Source organism: Paenibacillus monticola (genome assembly GCF_009664975.1).
In the GTDB taxonomy this organism is placed as follows: domain Bacteria; phylum Bacillota; class Bacilli; order Paenibacillales; family Paenibacillaceae; genus Paenibacillus_AQ; species Paenibacillus_AQ monticola.
On sequence record NZ_WJXB01000010.1, the window covers coordinates 84,097 to 101,084 of the forward strand.

General features: G+C 44.8%; 16 protein-coding genes. 2 read left to right on the top strand and 14 right to left on the bottom strand.

Features of this window, described 5'->3' with window-relative positions:
* Nucleotides 1–54 precede the first annotated feature (54 nt).
* The 13 genes from GJB61_RS21965 to GJB61_RS22025 all read right to left on the bottom strand — a co-directional run bounded on the left by GJB61_RS21965 (nucleotide 55) and on the right by GJB61_RS22025 (nucleotide 13,338).
* Nucleotides 55–435, bottom strand: a complete 381-nt coding sequence (locus tag GJB61_RS21965) for a septum formation initiator family protein (protein WP_154121178.1) — start codon at nucleotides 433–435, stop codon at nucleotides 55–57.
* Nucleotides 436–458: 23 nt separating this feature from the next.
* Nucleotides 459–1,412, bottom strand: coding sequence for a 16S rRNA (cytosine(1402)-N(4))-methyltransferase RsmH (gene rsmH / locus GJB61_RS21970; RefSeq protein WP_154121179.1), 954 nt, complete (start codon nucleotides 1,410–1,412; stop codon nucleotides 459–461).
* Nucleotides 1,413–1,451: 39 nt separating this feature from the next.
* Nucleotides 1,452–1,889, bottom strand: coding sequence for a division/cell wall cluster transcriptional repressor MraZ (gene mraZ, locus GJB61_RS21975; protein ID WP_154121180.1), 438 nt, complete (start codon nucleotides 1,887–1,889; stop codon nucleotides 1,452–1,454).
* A gap of 236 nt (nucleotides 1,890–2,125) precedes the next feature.
* A complete protein-coding gene (locus GJB61_RS21980; RefSeq protein ID WP_154121181.1) occupies nucleotides 2,126–3,397 on the bottom strand; it encodes an adenosylhomocysteinase in 1,272 nt (423 codons plus the stop codon).
* Between the two features lie 90 nt (nucleotides 3,398–3,487).
* Complete coding sequence (gene bshC, locus GJB61_RS21985; protein ID WP_154121344.1) at nucleotides 3,488–5,119, bottom strand: bacillithiol biosynthesis cysteine-adding enzyme BshC; 1,632 nt, start codon at nucleotides 5,117–5,119, stop codon at nucleotides 3,488–3,490.
* 175 nt (nucleotides 5,120–5,294) lie between these two features.
* On the bottom strand, nucleotides 5,295–6,215 hold the full coding sequence (locus GJB61_RS21990; RefSeq protein ID WP_195724428.1) for an ABC transporter ATP-binding protein: 921 nt from the start codon (nucleotides 6,213–6,215) through the stop codon (nucleotides 5,295–5,297).
* The gene (locus GJB61_RS21995) at nucleotides 6,212–7,207 is read right to left on the bottom strand and encodes an ABC transporter ATP-binding protein (protein WP_154121183.1); all 996 of its coding nucleotides are present in this window, start codon (nucleotides 7,205–7,207) and stop codon (nucleotides 6,212–6,214) included. Before GJB61_RS21995 ends, GJB61_RS21990 begins: the two co-directional genes overlap by 4 nt.
* A gap of 13 nt (nucleotides 7,208–7,220) precedes the next feature.
* Nucleotides 7,221–8,135 carry an ABC transporter permease gene (locus GJB61_RS22000; protein WP_154121345.1) on the bottom strand — a complete coding sequence of 305 codons (915 nt, stop codon included), beginning with the start codon at nucleotides 8,133–8,135 and terminating at the stop codon, nucleotides 7,221–7,223.
* 21 nt (nucleotides 8,136–8,156) lie between these two features.
* Entirely contained in the window at nucleotides 8,157–9,089 is a 933-nt protein-coding gene (locus GJB61_RS22005; RefSeq protein ID WP_154121346.1) for an ABC transporter permease, read from the bottom strand.
* A 221-nt stretch (nucleotides 9,090–9,310) separates the two neighbouring features.
* Complete coding sequence (locus GJB61_RS22010) at nucleotides 9,311–11,032, bottom strand: peptide ABC transporter substrate-binding protein (protein WP_154121184.1); 1,722 nt, start codon at nucleotides 11,030–11,032, stop codon at nucleotides 9,311–9,313.
* A 150-nt stretch (nucleotides 11,033–11,182) separates the two neighbouring features.
* Nucleotides 11,183–11,569 carry a DUF3397 domain-containing protein gene (locus GJB61_RS22015; protein ID WP_154121185.1) on the bottom strand — a complete coding sequence of 129 codons (387 nt, stop codon included), beginning with the start codon at nucleotides 11,567–11,569 and terminating at the stop codon, nucleotides 11,183–11,185.
* A gap of 5 nt (nucleotides 11,570–11,574) precedes the next feature.
* A complete protein-coding gene (locus GJB61_RS22020; RefSeq protein ID WP_154121186.1) occupies nucleotides 11,575–12,555 on the bottom strand; it encodes a ketopantoate reductase family protein in 981 nt (326 codons plus the stop codon).
* Between the two features lie 132 nt (nucleotides 12,556–12,687).
* A complete protein-coding gene (locus GJB61_RS22025) occupies nucleotides 12,688–13,338 on the bottom strand; it encodes an RsfA family transcriptional regulator (RefSeq protein WP_154121187.1) in 651 nt (216 codons plus the stop codon).
* Nucleotides 13,339–13,682: 344 nt separating this feature from the next.
* Between GJB61_RS22025 and GJB61_RS22030 the strand changes: the two genes are divergently transcribed.
* Nucleotides 13,683–13,919: a DUF2626 family protein gene (locus GJB61_RS22030; protein ID WP_154121188.1), complete on the top strand. Its 237-nt coding sequence runs from the start codon at nucleotides 13,683–13,685 to the stop codon at nucleotides 13,917–13,919.
* Between the two features lie 170 nt (nucleotides 13,920–14,089).
* On the top strand, nucleotides 14,090–15,220 hold the full coding sequence (locus GJB61_RS22035; RefSeq protein ID WP_338116022.1) for a coiled-coil domain-containing protein: 1,131 nt from the start codon (nucleotides 14,090–14,092) through the stop codon (nucleotides 15,218–15,220).
* On the opposite strand, the gene GJB61_RS22040 is transcribed toward GJB61_RS22035, so the two are convergent.
* The gene (locus tag GJB61_RS22040) at nucleotides 15,212–16,438 is read right to left on the bottom strand and encodes an extracellular solute-binding protein (RefSeq protein ID WP_195724429.1); all 1,227 of its coding nucleotides are present in this window, start codon (nucleotides 16,436–16,438) and stop codon (nucleotides 15,212–15,214) included. The genes GJB61_RS22035 and GJB61_RS22040 overlap by 9 nt on opposite strands.
* Nucleotides 16,439–16,988 lie beyond the last annotated feature (550 nt).

A 16,988-nucleotide genomic window follows, 5' to 3' on the forward strand; every position in this document is an offset into this window, starting at 1 on the left:
AACCTCACATACTCCATTATTATTTATCTTGGCAATCGTTCATTAAGGTCTTAGCTAGTTATCCTTTTTCTCAGCAATGTAGATCGTCTTATTCTCATCCGGCGCCACAAATCCCAAGTTTTCTTTAGCTCTCTGTGCGACCGTCTGCTCCAGATTCTGCTTCTCCATCTGATAGTTAGCGATCTGCTTCTTGGCTGTCGAAATATGCTGATCCAGCTCCTGAGCCTGCTTGTTCAAATCATAAATGTGGACGTAACGCCAAATTAGAGCAGCAGCTACTAGGACGCATACCCCCAATGTCAGCATGTACAACAGCTTCTCCTGCAGCGGAAGAACCATCCGTCTGGTAACCACTTTAGTCTTCTGGCGGTAAAGCCGATCTGCTTCTTCTTTTCTTTTGGGTTGAACTGCTAAATTTCCGCGGGTATAGGCCATCTCTGACTCTCCTTTATCCTCATTTACAATTTCTCTGCAATGCGCAGCTTAGCTGAACGGGCACGTGGGTTAAGTTCCAACTCTTCCTCAGAAGGCATAAACGGTTTGCGGTTAATCAACTTAAGCGTTCCTATAGCACCACATACGCAAAATGGAAAGTCAGTCGGACAAGTACAGCGGCTTAAATAGCTACTTAGAATCTGCTTGCAAATCCGATCTTCCAGCGAATGAAATGTAATCACTGATACTCTTCCACCGGGCCCCAGACAGCGTACAGCTTCATGCAATCCTTCTTCAAAAGCTCCCAGCTCATCATTAACAGCAATTCGCAAAGCCTGAAAGCTGCGTTTGGCGGGATGTCCTCCCGTTCTTCGTGCAGCTGCCGGGATGCCTTCCTTGATAAGCTCAGCCAATTCACCTGTCCCCTTGACAGGCTGTTCGGCTCTTCGATCCACAATTTTCTTGGCGATCCGCCGTGAGAACTTCTCTTCTCCATATTGGAAAAGCACACGGGCAATTTCCCTCTCAGACCAGGTATTAATGATATCCGCTGCAGTCAATGACGCTGACTGGTCCATCCGCATATCCAGCGGAGCATCATGATTGTAGCTAAAGCCTCTTTCTCCTTCGTCGAACTGAGGTGACGATACGCCAAGATCGTAGAGGATTCCGTCTACTTGGGGAATGCCTTCCACTTGAGGAACAAAAGGCAACTCCTTAAGCACACTTTCAAGATCTCGGAAGTTGGTCTTAATCAAGACCACCTTATCGCCATACTCGGCCAGCCTAACTCTTGCATTATCCAAAGCCCATTCATCTTGATCGAGACAGATCAGTCGACCTTCGCCGCTGAGCTTTGAGGCAATAAGCGAACTGTGCCCTGCTCCTCCGAGCGTGCAGTCCACATATATTCCGTCTTTCTTGATGTTCAGCCCTTCTGTCGCTTCTTCCTTAAGTACCGTGATGTGGTGAAACAACTTCATCCCTCCAGGGCAGTAATTCGATATGTGTATTTGTTATAAATCAAAATTAAAATCGACCAATTTCTCGGCGATTTCGTTGAACGATTCCTCTGACTGTTCGAAGTACTGCTCCCATAGCTCCTTGTTCCAGATCTCCACCCGGTTCGAAACGCCTAGAATAATACAGTCCTTATCCAGCTTAGCATACTGCCGTAAATTACCCGGCAGATTTACCCTTCCCTGCTTGTCCCACATACATTCCGTCGCTCCTGAGAAAAAAAAGCGGCTGAATGCCCTAGCATCCGATTTCATTAACGAAAGTTTCTTGAGCTTCTGCTCCATGATTTCCCATTCATCCATGGGATAAACAAATAGGCAGGAGTCCAGGCCGCGGGTCGCAACAAAGGAGGTTCCGAGCAATTCACGAAATTTGGCCGGAATAATGATTCGGCCTTTGTCGTCAATGCTATGTTGGTACTCACCCATGAACATGTTTTCCCCACTCCCAATCCCCTATTACCCACTTTGCCCCACTTTTCACCACTTAAGCATAATAGATTCGCCATTAAAAATCAAAAACCTTTTTTCTAGGGCATGGTAATTTATTCTAAACAGGATTTGTAATTGTTCCCTGATCTCTCCACACAATTTCTTCTAGTCCACAAGAAAAAGCCATGTCAGCGGACTTGTGTCCGGCTGCATGGCCCATTTGTCACACCATATATTAATCAGTCGTTCAAATTCCAGCTGTCCAGATATTCAACCTGTGCAGGAGTCAGGCTGTCGATGCCAACGCCCAGACTTTCCAGCTTGTAGCGCGCTATCTGCTCATCCAGATCATAAGGAACATTCTCAACTTTAACGCCAATGCTCTTATAGTTATCATTCACATATTTAAGCGACAACGCCTGCAACGCAAAGGTAGTATCCATAATTTCCGCCGGATGTCCGTCGGCTGCACCCAAATTCACGAGTCGGCCTTCGGCTAGGAGGTAAAGCTTACGTCCATCCCGTAGCTGGTACTCCTCGATATTTTTACGAACCGTACGCTGAGATACCGATCTTTCAGATAGCTCCGGCTTGTTCACCTCTACATCAAAATGTCCGGCGTTGCAGAGGATCGCTCCGTCCTTCATCACATCGTAGTGCTCACCGCGGATTACATAACGATTGCCCGTTACTGTAACGAAGAAGTCACCAAGCTTCGCCGCCTCTAGGATCGGCATCACATGAAAACCATCCATATGAGCTTCGACCGCTTTGATTGCGTCTACTTCAGTAACAATAACCTTTGCACCAAGACCCTTGGCCCGCATGGCTACCCCTTTGCCGCACCAACCGTAACCTACGACAACTACTGTTTTGCCTGCTACGATAAGATTCGTTGTACGCACGATTCCATCCCATGCGGATTGGCCTGTACCATAACGGTTATCGAACAAATATTTGCAGTATGCATCATTAACGGCTACCATCGGGAACTTCAGCATTCCCTGCTTCTGAAGTGCTTTAAGCCGGATAATACCCGTTGTCGTTTCCTCTGCACCACCGCGAATATTCACCATCAGATCAGGACGCTCCGAATGCAATAAGGTTGCAAAATCTCCACCATCATCAATAATCAGATCCGGTTTGGATTCAAGCGCTCTGATGTTAAGAGCTTTGAACTCTTCGGGAGAAGGATTGTATTTGGCAAAAACCGTAATCCCATCCTCTACCAGCGCCGCACACACATCATCCTGTGTAGATAACGGGTTGGAGCCCGTAATTGTTACTTCGGCACCACCAGCTTTGACCACCTTCGCCAAATAAGCCGTTTTCGCTTCCAGGTGAAGTGTAATGGATACCTTAAGGCCTTTGAATGGCTGTTCTACTTCGAACTGCTCCCGAATACGATTCAGGACTGGCATATGCTGGCGAACCCAGTCGATCTTTAAATGCCCCTCGGAAGCGAGTGACATATCAGCAACAATGCTGTTTTGCTTAGACAAAGAACTCATAATTAATCCTCCTAAAAAGTTTTGTGAGCGTCTACTCCATTGAATTACTTCGTGCAAAACTTACTTCGTAAGCATACGCTTAGTTAGAAGTTACATATAGATCATACGGTGCGTTCCGCTATAATCTGCGGGAATTGTCATAAGCTCGTCCAGCCAAGCCGTACCGTAACGATTCATATAATACATAATATTGTAAACTCTTTCCTGCAATTTACCCAGTGGCATTAGCGATTGCTCAATCCGTTCCCATTGGCGAAGCGCAGCTTCGTTCTGCTTCTCCATGGCATCTTGAGCTTTTCCTTCCAGAAAAGAGATCTGATCGATAATCTTATCTTTGTTGTTATTCCCTAATTTAAGCAATCCGGACTGAATGGACCCAAGCTGCTCAATCAGTGGCTCATACATCGCCAAGAAGGTTGCCTTGGTTTCCTCAAACCGGCGACCCAGCTCCAGCTCGTCCTGAGCGGCAAGCCACTGCTGTCTTTTATCGTGCAAGCCCTGATGAACATCCTCAAAGGTTAGCTGGTACTTGTCCATATGCTTGTGCAGTGTGCCCTCCACCAGCGTAAAAGACATACGCGGTATAATAAGCGGCATCTGTCCGCCGATGGTCTCGAACGCTTGCCGAGGGATCGCCCAATACGACAGCTCGCCTTGACCGAGTACGGTTGCCAGAACTGGCAGCACATAATCCTGCATCAATGGACGCGTTAGTACATTATTGCTAAAGCGTTCCGGGTGGTTGTTCAGGATGTCCAGTAATTCCTCGCGGGAAAAAGAAACTACACCTTTACGGTCCGTAAAGAGATCGTCCTTTTTATGGAGCAAAATCCGCGCACCCTCATGAATATAAAAGAGGTTAGCGTTGCCTGGGGTCACATCCGCCTGTAGCTCATAGCCACTTGCTGTGATGTCTGAAGCTGCACTCAGGTAAGCTGCCTCCAGTTCATCATTCTGCAGAATCAGCGAGGAGAACATGGGCTGTTCCAGTCTGCGCAGAGAAGGATCAGCAGAATCAAGCAAAATCAGACCGAATTTACCAAATAATGAACCCATTAACTTGGCAAAAGCGTCCGTCATATTGCTGGCATTAAGCGAGGATTCCCGCACAAATTCCATAATCTGCGGCTTGAATTCACTCTCCTGCAGCAAGCCGTCCAGCTGTTCCACAGACTGCAACCAACTTTCAGCCTCGATCTTCAGATCGCTAACTGAAGCTCGAACCTCCGCTGATTTCTCAATCTTAATTCTCGATATCTCCTGAGTCCGGTTCAATACATACGTATGATTAACCTCATCCCAGTCATGGTCTTCTCCAGCGATCCAAAAGAGCGGCACCACAGGACGTCCAAGACGTTCTCCTGCTTCCTTTGCTGCCAGGATCGTTGTCATTGCCTTATATACAACCAGCAGTGGGCCTGTGAACAGGCCACTTTGCTGGCCACCGGTAATCACAAGTGTGCCTGGCTGCGCAAGCAGTCTAAGCGAAGCCACAACCGCGTCATGAGAATTGTGTTTTTGGTTATAGGTCCGTAAGTAATCCGTAACCTGTGCCCGATCAGCTCGGAAGCCCTCATTATTATCAAGCCACTCTGCCCGTTTCTCTCTGCTCTCCACATTACGGAAGTCCCCACCGTACAAATGTCCTACCTTTTCGTAATTGTTTATATAGTCGCGTGCGAGCGCAGATCCGCCCGGGAGCGGTTCCGGTACAACATTCATCGCCTTTGCCTCCTGTTCTACTATTCCAACTGTATGTAACTCCAACTCCTTAAACTCCTTATGATTGTATCCAAAGTAGAGGGCGGCGTCAAAGAATAAGAACTCCACAGCTTATAATTGCAAGAAAAAACGAAAACCGCCGGAGAAACTCCGGCGGTTATTCATCATCCTTAAATTAAGCAAAAGCCTTCGCTACAAAGTGTCCTTTGGAAACCTCGATCAGCTGTGTTTCTGCTTGATCCGTCTCTTCGTTCTGTGAATAAATCGGTGTGCCAAGCTCATCATGCAAAATAATTCGCTTTTTGTTAACTTCTACTTCCGGATCAGGAATCGGAATGGCAGATAGCAGCGACTTGGTGTACGGGTGGAGAGGATTGGCATAAAGCTCTTCACTCTCAGCCAGTTCAACCATTTTACCCAAATACATAACCGCTACGCGATCACTGATATGCTTAACCATTGATAAATCATGTGCGATAAAAAGATAAGTCAACCCTAGACGATCCTGCAGTTCCTTCAGCAAGTTAACTACCTGCGCCTGAATGGACACATCTAGCGCCGAAATCGGCTCATCACAAACGATAAACTTAGGATTTACTGCAAGTGAGCGGGCAATCCCGATACGCTGGCGTTGTCCACCGGAGAACTCATGCGGATAGCGAGTAGCGTGATCGTGGTTAAGTCCAACCATATCAAGCAGTTCCTCAATCCGTTTCTTACGTTCCGCACGGCTTCCAGCCATACCGTGAATGTCCAGCGCTTCACCGATGATATCTTGCACTGTAAAGCGTGGGTTTAGTGAAGCATAAGGATCCTGGAAGATCATTTGCATGTCACGGCGCATAGCTTTCATTTTACCCGTAGGTAATTTGAATATATCGACACCATTATATTTCACGCTTCCAGCAGTTGGCTCATACAAGCGAAGGACTGTACGTCCTGCAGTAGTCTTACCACAGCCTGACTCGCCTACCATACCTAATGTTTCGCCTTCACGAATGGTGAAGTTAATATTATCTACAGCTTTAAGTACTCTACCTTTACCTACATTAAAATATTTCTTAAGACCTTCAACTTCGATCAAGTTCTTACTCAAGAGTACTGCACCTCCTTGGCCATCGAATGCAGATTCCAGCAGCGGGCCATATGCGTATCGCTGAACTCTGTAGCGCCGGGTTCAATATGTTCACAGACTTGCATGGCTTCGCTGCAGCGTGCAGTGAACGGACAGCCAAGCGGCGGTTTGATTAGATCCGGGGGAGTGCCGATGATAGGAACAAGCGGCTCTCCCTTTTTTTGGTCCAGACGGGGCATCGAACGCAGCAGGCCTTTGGTATACGGATGCTGCGGGTTTTTGAAGACTTCCCAGCTTGTACCTGTTTCGACCACTTCTCCTGCATACATCACGATCACCCGGTCACACATGCCAGCTACTACACCGAGATCATGTGTAATCAAAATGATGGAGGTACCCAATCTTTGCTGCATCTCTTTCATCACGTCCATAATTTGCGCTTGAATGGTTACGTCAAGCGCCGTTGTCGGCTCGTCCGCAATGAGCAGAGCCGGGCGGCAAGCAAGTGCAATGGCAATCATTACACGCTGGCGCATACCACCGGAGAATTCGTGAGGATATTGGTTAAAGCGAGCCTCCGCATTTTTGATGCCTACTAGATTCAGCATCTCGATACCTTGCTTTTTCGCTTCGGCCGCTGACATTTTCTGATGTTTGATCAAAACTTCGGTTATCTGTTTGCCCACTCTGATGGTTGGGTTCAAAGAAGTCATCGGGTCTTGAAAGATCATGCCAATATCCTTGCCGCGAATAGATTCCATTTGTTTCATACTGATGTCGAGCAGATTCTGTCCTTGAAAAATAATTTCTCCTTGTTTCACTTTAGAAGGAGGTGAAGGGATCAGCCGCATAATAGATTGTGCGGTTACACTTTTGCCGCTGCCGGACTCGCCGACGATGGCAACCGTTTCACCTTTGCCTATTTCAAAATTCATACCACGGACAGCTTGCACCTCTCCGCCTTTTACGAAAAAAGAAACATGCAAATCCTTAACTTGTAAAATGGGTTCCATCAATGTTCACCTCCTATTTCTTCAGTTTAGGATCGAGTGCGTCACGAAGACCATCACCGAAAATATTAAAGGAAAGCATAGTTAAACTTATCAGAACCGCAGGAAATAGAAACCGCCACGGGTAGTAAAGCCAACCAGTGAGTGAATCATTAATCATGGAACCGAGAGAGGCGATAGGAGCCTGCACACCAAGTCCCAAGAAGCTTAAGAATGCTTCAGCAAAAATTGCATTAGGAACGGACAATGTTATCGTCACAATAATTGGACCAACGGCATTCGGGAGCAAATGACGGAACAAAAGTCGGGCTGAACCTGCACCCATCGATCGGGAAGCCAGAACAAACTCACGATTCTTAAGCTGCATAATTTCACCGCGTACAATCCAAGCCATTGTGATCCATCCCGTAATGGTCAGAGCCAGTATAATTGTTCCTAAACTTGGTTCAAGAACTACCAGCAACAAAATTACCACAAGCAGATAGGGAATGGAGTAAAGAATTTCCGAGACTTTGTTCATGATGTTATCCACACGACCACCAAAATAGCCCATAATGCCGCCATAAATAACACCAATCAGCAAATCGATTGCTGCTGCAGCCAAACCGACCAGTAATGAGATCCGCGCTCCGTACCAGGTACGCACGAAAATATCCCGGCCCAAGTCATCCGTACCAAACCAGTGATCGGAGGAAGGGGGCTTGTTGGTATGGAGCAAGTCATTGGAATAATAGTTGAATTTCGAGAATAGCGGACCGATAAGTGCAGCAAGAACAATCAGTCCAAGAATAACGAGCGCGGTCATCGCCATTTTATTCTGACGCAGACGCTGCCAAGAATCCTGCCAGGCGGAAAGACTTTCCCGCTGAATGACCTCTGCTTCCTTCTCATCTACACCAATTTTGAGGAAATCCTCAGGTTTTAAGTTCATATTATGATCTGATGCCAATGTTTAGCCCTCCTTTCCTCCAGATAATTTGATGCGTGGATCTATAAATACATAAGCAATATCCGTAATAAAACGGGCTAACATAAGCAGTACCCCATAAAAAATAGTGATGCCCATAATAACAGTGTAATCGCGAACACCTATCGCTTCGACGAACTGCTTGCCGATACCGCCGATACCAAAAATCTGTTCTATGACAACAGAGCCGGTTACGATGTTAGCTGTCATTGGTCCCATATAAGTAACAACGGGTAAAATTCCGTTGCGAAGAACATGACGACTCAAAATAGCGAACCAGCTTAGTCCCTTTGCTTTAGCCGTCTTGATGTAATCCGCATGCAGTACTTCCAACATGCTGGAACGGGTCAACCGGGCTATAAAAGCAATAGGCTGGGCTGATAAAGCTGCTACAGGCAGAAAATAATATAACGGACCCTTAAAGCCTGATACAGGTACCAAATGCAGCTTGTAAGCAAATACATACTGCAGTATGGACGCGACGACAAAACTCGGAACCGCAATCCCTAGTACTGCTATCACCATTGCAGCGCTATCAATAAATTTCCGGTGGTAAAGTGCTGCCAGCATACCGAGAATAACTCCGACAATAACCGACACAATAATTGCGACAACTCCAAGCTTCAAAGACGCTGAAAAGGTTTGTCCTATCAAATGCGTTACATCCTGATTCAGTCGTTTCATTGATACTCCCAAATCCCCTTGAGCAATATCACCCAAATACTTAAAATATTGATGATAGAGCGGCTTGTCCAATCCATATTGCTCATATAGGCGAGCTTTAATTTCTGGAGGAACTTTCTTTTCAGAAGTAAACGGATCTCCCGGAATGGCCTTCATCAGAAAAAAAGTAGCCGAAATCAGCACAAATAGCGATACCAGCATATAGAAAAACTTATTGGCAACATAACGAACCATCCTCATCAACACCTCCTTCGACATTTTTTTATGGCATACCTTTGATTTTATGAGAAAAACGGAGCTTTGTCTATTCCCTTGATTTGTCATTTATCACAAAAGATAGAATTTATCCGGAAACACAAAAAAAAAGGGATATATATGGAATTCCACATATATATCCCGAAGTATAGTGCTAACTTCAGTCAACTAACTATTAAGGTTTGCTCCTGAAGTTTATCTTAGTGCTCCAGCAGGTATCCACGAGTCAAGTCAATACCACCGCTGAAGTCAAGAGTTACACCTTTAAGGTACTCTTTAGTCAGGGAGTTGTTAGTGTAGTAGTAAAGAGGAATCAGAACCATATCATCCTCAATCAGCATTTTTTCAGCAGCTGCAAAATCCTCTTGGCGTTTTGCCAGATCGGAGCTTGCCTTTGCGTCGTTGATCAGTTTATCATATTCAGGATTAGCGTAACCAGTATCATTGTTACCGCCGCCTGTTACCCACATATCAAGGAACGTCATTGGATCGTTATAATCAGCAACCCAACCTGCACGTGCTACTTGGTAGTTCAGGTGTTGACGGTTCTCGATAAATACAGCCCATTCTTGGTTAACGGTTTTGACATCAACTCCAAGAGCCTGTTTCCACATATCAGCAATTGCCAGAGCAATCTTCTTGTGGCCTTCACTTGTGTTGTAAGTCAATTCGACTGTAGGCAGTTTAGTTAAACCTTCTTCTTTCAGACCTTCAGCGAGCAAAGTTTTTGCTTGTTCAAGATCTTCAGTGAAGTAGCTGTCTTTAACTGCAGTACGGTATTCGCCTTCAGCGCCTGCGATACCCGGAGGTACAAAGCCGAATGCTGGAAGTTGTCCACCCAGTGTAACGTTATCGATCAACACTTGACGATCGATGGACATTGCAAGAGCTTTACGTATTTTAGCATTTGTGAAAGGTTTTTCAGTAATGTTGAATTCATAGTAGTATACACTTGCAATACCTTTTCTGTTGAATTCGTTTGGAAGCTCTTTTTGAACGATTGGAATCTGTTCGGTAGGAATTTCACCGGTAGGTCCGCCAGCGCGATCCAATTCACCGTTCTTGTAACTCAACAGCTCAGTTGCGCCACTGTTTACAAGGGAGAAGTCGATTTTGCCAAGCTTAATTGAATCTTTATCCCAATATTTATCATTCTTAGTTACTTGCAAGGATTGACCAGTTACCCAATCAGTCAACGTGAACGGACCGTTAACAATCATAGTATCTTTGCTGGTTGCCCATTTAGCATTACCCTCAACGGATTTATGCACAGGGTAGTAGGTATAGAAGGAAAGCAACCCAAGGAAGTAAGGCGTTGGTGCTTTAAGTGTAACTTCAAGCGTTTTTGCATCAACTGCTTTTACGCCTACTTGAGCGAAATCCGTAACTTTCTTAGTGTAATATTCTTCACCATTCTTCAAATAGTACAATTGGTATGCATATGGTGCGGTAGGGTCAGTTGAAGGATCGAGCACGCGTTTCCATGCACGAACAAAATCTGCTGCTTCTACTGGATCACCATTACTCCACAATGCATCGCGAAGTTTAAATGTATATACCAGACCGTCAGCGGAAATTTCCCAGCTTTCGGCAATACCCGGCTCAGCTTTGCCAGTTTCATCATTCATGCGGGTCAAACCTTCATACATTGTTTTCAGGACAGTGTTAGCTTGGCTGTCTTGAGCCTGAGCAGGGTCAAATGTTGGTGGTTCTGCACTCAGGTTAATTTTAAGCGTTTGGTCAGCAGCCAATTTTTCATCGGTAGCTGTGTTGCCTGTGTCTGCAGTGTTTCCGGTGTTAGCTGTGTTACCCGTGTTAGCATTGCTGCCATTGTTTGTGTTGTTTCCGCCGCAGCCTGCAAGCACTGTGCTGATAACAAGAACCAGTGCAAACATGAGCAATAAACTCTTACTTTTCTTCATCTAGCAGTTCCCCCTAAATAGAATGTGGTATATGGTTTATGATTATACAACCAGTGGTCAAAAAAATCTAGAGTAATGTTTTCTGAAAACACATTTTTTAAAAAAATTTAATATTTTGTGACATTGACGCTTCACCGGAGCATTGAAACATTACATTGCTTGTGATATGTACTTAACAAGGCCGACGACCATAAATAACAGGTACCCGATGCTCATAAATAAGAAGCTAAGTCTCCAAACCGCCCGAAGCAGGCGCTTTCCGTCCACTTTTCCTTTCAAGCGATTCTGCGCTCCTCCGATGAGTCCAGCGGATATTAATACAATAAGTAGTATAAGATAGAACCCAAAACCTGATTGAAATAGATTATTAAATAAGGCCGATACCGACAACAATAAAAATAGGGTAGTCACATCCATGGCTAATAAAAATGTCTTTTTCTTCTCTCGCTTTAAACCAATGCCTATATAATAAACAATTAAAAAAGGAACAACCGGAATAACGCTTAAAGTAATGAACGAATTCCGTAATAAATCCAATAGCTTCACCTCTCTTCCGCGCTCATGCCCTCAATTAGCTGACAAATCCAGCGATGTAATGGAACTGCCATGCCGGACCGTTCTGCCATCTCTACAAGACTGCCATTAATCCAGCGGATTTCCGTTGCCCTCGATGCAAGAACATCAGCAAGCATGGATGAAGTGTTGCCTGCTGTACTCTGGCATACTGCAAGAATGTTATCCCATGCATTATCCTCATGTACTATGCCACAGGCTTCATAGACGGAAATAGCTTCAGCATACAGTTCTCTCATTAACTGCATACGTTGCTCAGAAACCAGTAATCCACCATTTGGAATGCGCCAAATGGCGGTAAGCGGATTAATGACAGCATTGATTAAGAGCTTCCGGTAAATCATGGTATCCACTTCTTTCGACAAAAGGGCGGTGAATCCTGCTAATGAAAGTGCTCCAAGTAAACTTATTGCCTGTATCTCATCTTGCTCCTTATGATGTTCCCCCACCATTTGCTTTTCTACAGGCCACTTTCCTAACCATGATTCCCCTTTTCCAGCATGAATAACCTTTGTTAATGTTTTCCTCTTGGCGGCCTCGGTGGTTACGACCGCGTACAAATCAGCATACGGTAAAAGCTCCTGGAGCATTTCCATGTGACCCAACCCGTTTTGAAAACAAACGATATAGGTTTGCTGTTGTCTAAGAGGTGACAGAAATTCCGGCAAAACATGATGAAGGATATCCTGTTTCACCGTGATAACGATCCATTCACTAGGTTCTCGAAGATAAGTAGCTGGGAATTCACGTACTGGTGCCGATACAAATTGGTCTCCCGATATCTCTATTTCTGCCTGGTCGTCTTCAAAGCTTACGGATAATCCACTGTTTGACAATTCCCTGCACTGCTCTACACTCCGGCACCACAATCTTACTTCATTACCAGCGTGAATAAGCTTGCCTGCCAGAAGCAGGCCCAGTGAACCGGCACCGATTATATCGATTTTCATGCCTTCCTCCTGCTGTCACTAACAATTTTTTCTAAGTATATCCTTTTAATCTAGACAAAAGCAAAAGTAAAAGCCCCGCCGATGCGGCACAAATAGCGTGCAGCTTGCGGGGCTCACAGGAGAATAAAAACTTCATTCTATCCGTTCCAGATTTCCATTGGCGTCCATTTTGAAACGAGTCTTCATTTCATCCTCTTCTTCATTAAGAAATGCCAACCTTCGAGCGCGGTCCATAATCTGAATTAACGCTTTGTAATCATCATTAACAACTCTGTAGTCGGTCTGAGCCAGATTGATTTCTTTGGACAAACGCTCATTTTCTGTCCTGAGCTCGATTAATTCAACTTCTTTCTCACGCAAATCTCTTTCCAGCATTTTCAACTGACGTCCTGCCTCATGAAAAGTTCCTTTCCATTGTCTCAGAAAGCGAATCACGGCATCAATGGATAATGTATTCTCGCTTAAGCCTTCGCCTCTTCCGAATTCCTCATCGGTATTCCCTAGAATTAAACCGGCTACCTGTGCTCCTCTTACGTTCGGCTGCTTTTTCAAATAACTTCTTTTCTGGCGTTGACCCTTTGCTAATCCGATTGCATCATCATAGCTTTTTCGAACACAGCTGTTCCAGCGAAATCCACAGGCAGCAGAGGTCCTGCCGATTTTTTCCCCAACTTCTTCAAAAGCAGCAAGTTGTGTACTGCCTTCCCGAATATGACGTAGAGTCACTTCTGCCAATATTAGATCATCTTCTGCACTCCAAGCATCCTGTCTAACGGCTGTCATCCAACCAAACCTCCTAACAACATCTTGAAATAACCATCTTCATAACCGGCAGCTCCGCCGGGTAGTGAATAGGGATAAAAGCTGCTTACTCCATTTCTATGCCTCTAATAGAGTTCATAGAATCTATTTGATACTAAATTGTATTGCCATTTTACGTACACATCATACTCCTGATGCTATAATTTATCTTTTTCGAAGGATGTTTAACGATGTCAACCATATAAATCACAATTAATTGGGATTCTGCACTTTTTTTCAATGAATTCGTTTACAACGATTTATACAGCGAGTATAATTATTTAAAGACTTATGTGTGAGTTACATACTGGAAGGGGGAATCACTCTTGGACCGCATGTTTCGGGTTTTAGGTTTTTTTACACTGGTTATCGGCTTAATGGCTTTTGCTGGTGGTCTGACCGAAATGGCCCTGATCTTCTTTTTACAGACTGCGTTTTTTGTAATTCTCGGTTATCTTAAATTCACAGAAAAAATCTACATTCTACTCTTTTGGGCATACATGATTCTGACCTTCACTGGCTTCAGCTACTGGACGATCTTTCAGATGGGTTTACCGCTGTAATGGCCGTTATCTTGTAAAACGGAGTTGTTCCTTCCTTGTAAGGGGCATCTCCGTTTTTTTGTATGCTTTTTTTTGTAGTCCTTTTATCTTGAAACAGGGTATGCTATTTTAGCAGGACTAAACATATTATTTATATATGCATAATTCATTTCATAAAAGGTGGTGGTGTGGTGCTTTCCCGTAGTTTCTCAAGTCGTCTGATTGCAACCATACTTATTTTAGTCTGTTGTACGATGCTTCCGACTGCTTCACAAGCCACTCTGTCTGCCGATCCTAGCGGGGCTGTAGTCTCACCTCCTTCTATACCGGATAATGAAGAAACTCGTGCACTACTGGAGCAAAGCCTGTCCGCAGCCGAAATCGAACAGGAAATCATTAGGATTACGGCAGAACAAGAAGTACTGGGTGCAAAGGTAAGCCAACTAAGTAAACAAGCTGAGGAGAAGAAACTTGCGATTGTGGACAAACAGGAACGCGCTGGAGCTATCGTACGTTCTTATTATATGGGGGATAGAGACGGCTTATTGGTCGCTTTCCTGTCTGCCAAGAGTATCAGCAAAGTACTGGTTCTGTACGATTATTATGAGACTATTATTGGACGAGAACATGACATTCTCAAAGAGTATGAAGATCAGTATAAGGACCTCAAAGCAACCCTTACAGCCAATCAGCGCAGCTCCAATAAATTAGCCGAGCTAAAAAGATCTCTGGAGGAACAGAAGGTACGTGTAGCGGAGCTCAACAAAAAAATAGATAGCGGGGTAAGAGACAGCAGTGATCCAGAAAAGATGAACGCACTGTTGCAAGAATTCACATTATATTGGGAGAATATCGGTATTCATGAAGTAAACACCTATTTCAAGGCCCTATCCGCAGCTATGAACAATCTGCCACAATTCATCCAAAGCCGTGAAGGTGTTCTTACGCGTAAGGGTATGACTTATAATCTGAACCTGAAGGACGAGGATTTAAATGAGTTTTTACAATCACAGAACAAGCTGTTTACTGATTTTTCTTTTCAATTCAATGAGGGTTTAGTCACGGCCTTTGGTAAGCGTGGAGGATTATCCCTTAAACTGACTGGACATTATACAATTCAGAAAAAACCCGTCAACGGTCTGATATTCAATGTGGATAATATCGAATTTAATGGTCTTAAGCTACCTGAAAGTACACGTAAATCACTGGATGAGGATTTTGACCTAGGTTTTTATCCAGAGAAAATTATATCGTTTCTGCATGCTGATAAGGTAGACACTAAAGACGGCATTCTCCATGTGCAGCTCTCCATCTCATTTTGAGCTTTGTCCCAGAAGCGCTTTATAACCAGCAGCGTCAAGTTTCCCTGTAAGCAATAACGATACAGCCTCAGAAATCTTACTCCAGCCGCCCTGTAGCTCCTGCTCTGGGGCTGTTTCGTCTGTCAGCAATATATCTGTCGCAAACGGAAGCTTATAGCCGACAGGCAACCCTGAACGATACAGCTCATCAAGAGCCGGCAGCCCACCCGTGTTCTCCAACCATTCCAATTGTGCCGATTTGGAAGTGACAAAAGCAAGCCAATTCACCGCTTCTTCCGGATTTCGCGACTGAGCCGGAAGTGCAAAGGAGCGGCTGTATAAAGCCTCAAGTCCTGTAGCTTTGCTAGCCATCAAAGGTGCTTCGGCAATTAGAGATGAATCGCCATACTTTCTCCACTCTGAGAGCGGCAGGGTCGCAATCGCAATAGACCCATCCTTGAGCATATCCCAGATATCCCGATTATAGCGGCTTGTCAGGTAAAAATAACCGCGTGCATGTTGAAGCCATTCCAATGTTTCCAGATTACCGGATAACAGACTACTGCCCATACTTTCCAACACAGCAGAAAAACCATAAGCATTGCGGGTATCCATAGCCAACAGATGTTTTCCAGAACCCTTAAGCAGATTCTGAAGCAGCATCTTCCATTCATCCAAGCTTCTCGGCAAGGCGGATAGGCCCAGAGCTGCAAGATGCTTCGGAGAATAGACTAGGACGTACGGATCGATATCCAGCGGAACTCCCCAGTTATAACCATTCCATTGCATCAGCGGGATTAGCATAGTTAAAGGTGCACTGCCCGGAACGCTCTGATATACATCAACCGGCAATAGATATCCCTGTGTTGCCAAGTCTAGGATATTCCGACCATCCGTCATGACCACATCAGGACTATCTCCGATCGTCAAATCCTGTATGAGCGTCTTGTCTGCACTCTCTCTGTCCACATTGTTTAGCTCCACCTTTACGCCAGTGGATAAGGTGTAACGACTGCTAATCAACTCCAGCTCGCGGAATTCTTCTGAACTAAGGGATACTGTAATTCTTAAACTGTCTACAACCCCTTCTTCTCCGGTAGAGGGGTTCGTTGACTGACTTTGCGGTTTACTCACCAGATGCGGTCCGTCACTGGTATTCAGTTCCATGCTGGGCGACAGACTTGTCAGCGACAGCAGTAAAATTGCAAACAAAAGCCAATAGTTTTTGCGTCTCAGCACGTTTTTTCTCCTTCCGCATAGGATCGTTCCTCCTATTTTACCAGACCCCGTACACATTGTCTGCATCTTTGAAAACGTTCTCTTTCTATTATATAGCGTGACCGTTGCAGGATAAATAATCAGGATGATCTATATTGTCATTACAAGAAAGCTTTGGACTTCCGATCGCTGTTATCCTCTGATTTCCTGATTTAAATAACCGCCTTCTACGGTTGAAATCTGAGGATAAAGGCGAGCGCTAACGCTTCTCCAGTTCCAAACTTTCTTTTCATGACATGATCATCCCAAATTTTTTAAACCACGCAGCTTTCACTTGGGGCGGCACAAGCAAAAGCCGGGAGAGCGAAGCTCCCGGCTTTACTGATAAATCAAATAATTGATTATATAAGTTGAACTAGAAAACTTAGCAAAAGGCAAAAGTAACGGAGGGGAATTTTGGAACTGTAGGAGCGATAGCGACCGCCTTTGTCTCCGGATTTCATCCGCTAAAGCGGAATAAATCAAGAAATCGGGAGACAACAGCGGCCGGAAGTCCAAACATTCACCGCAG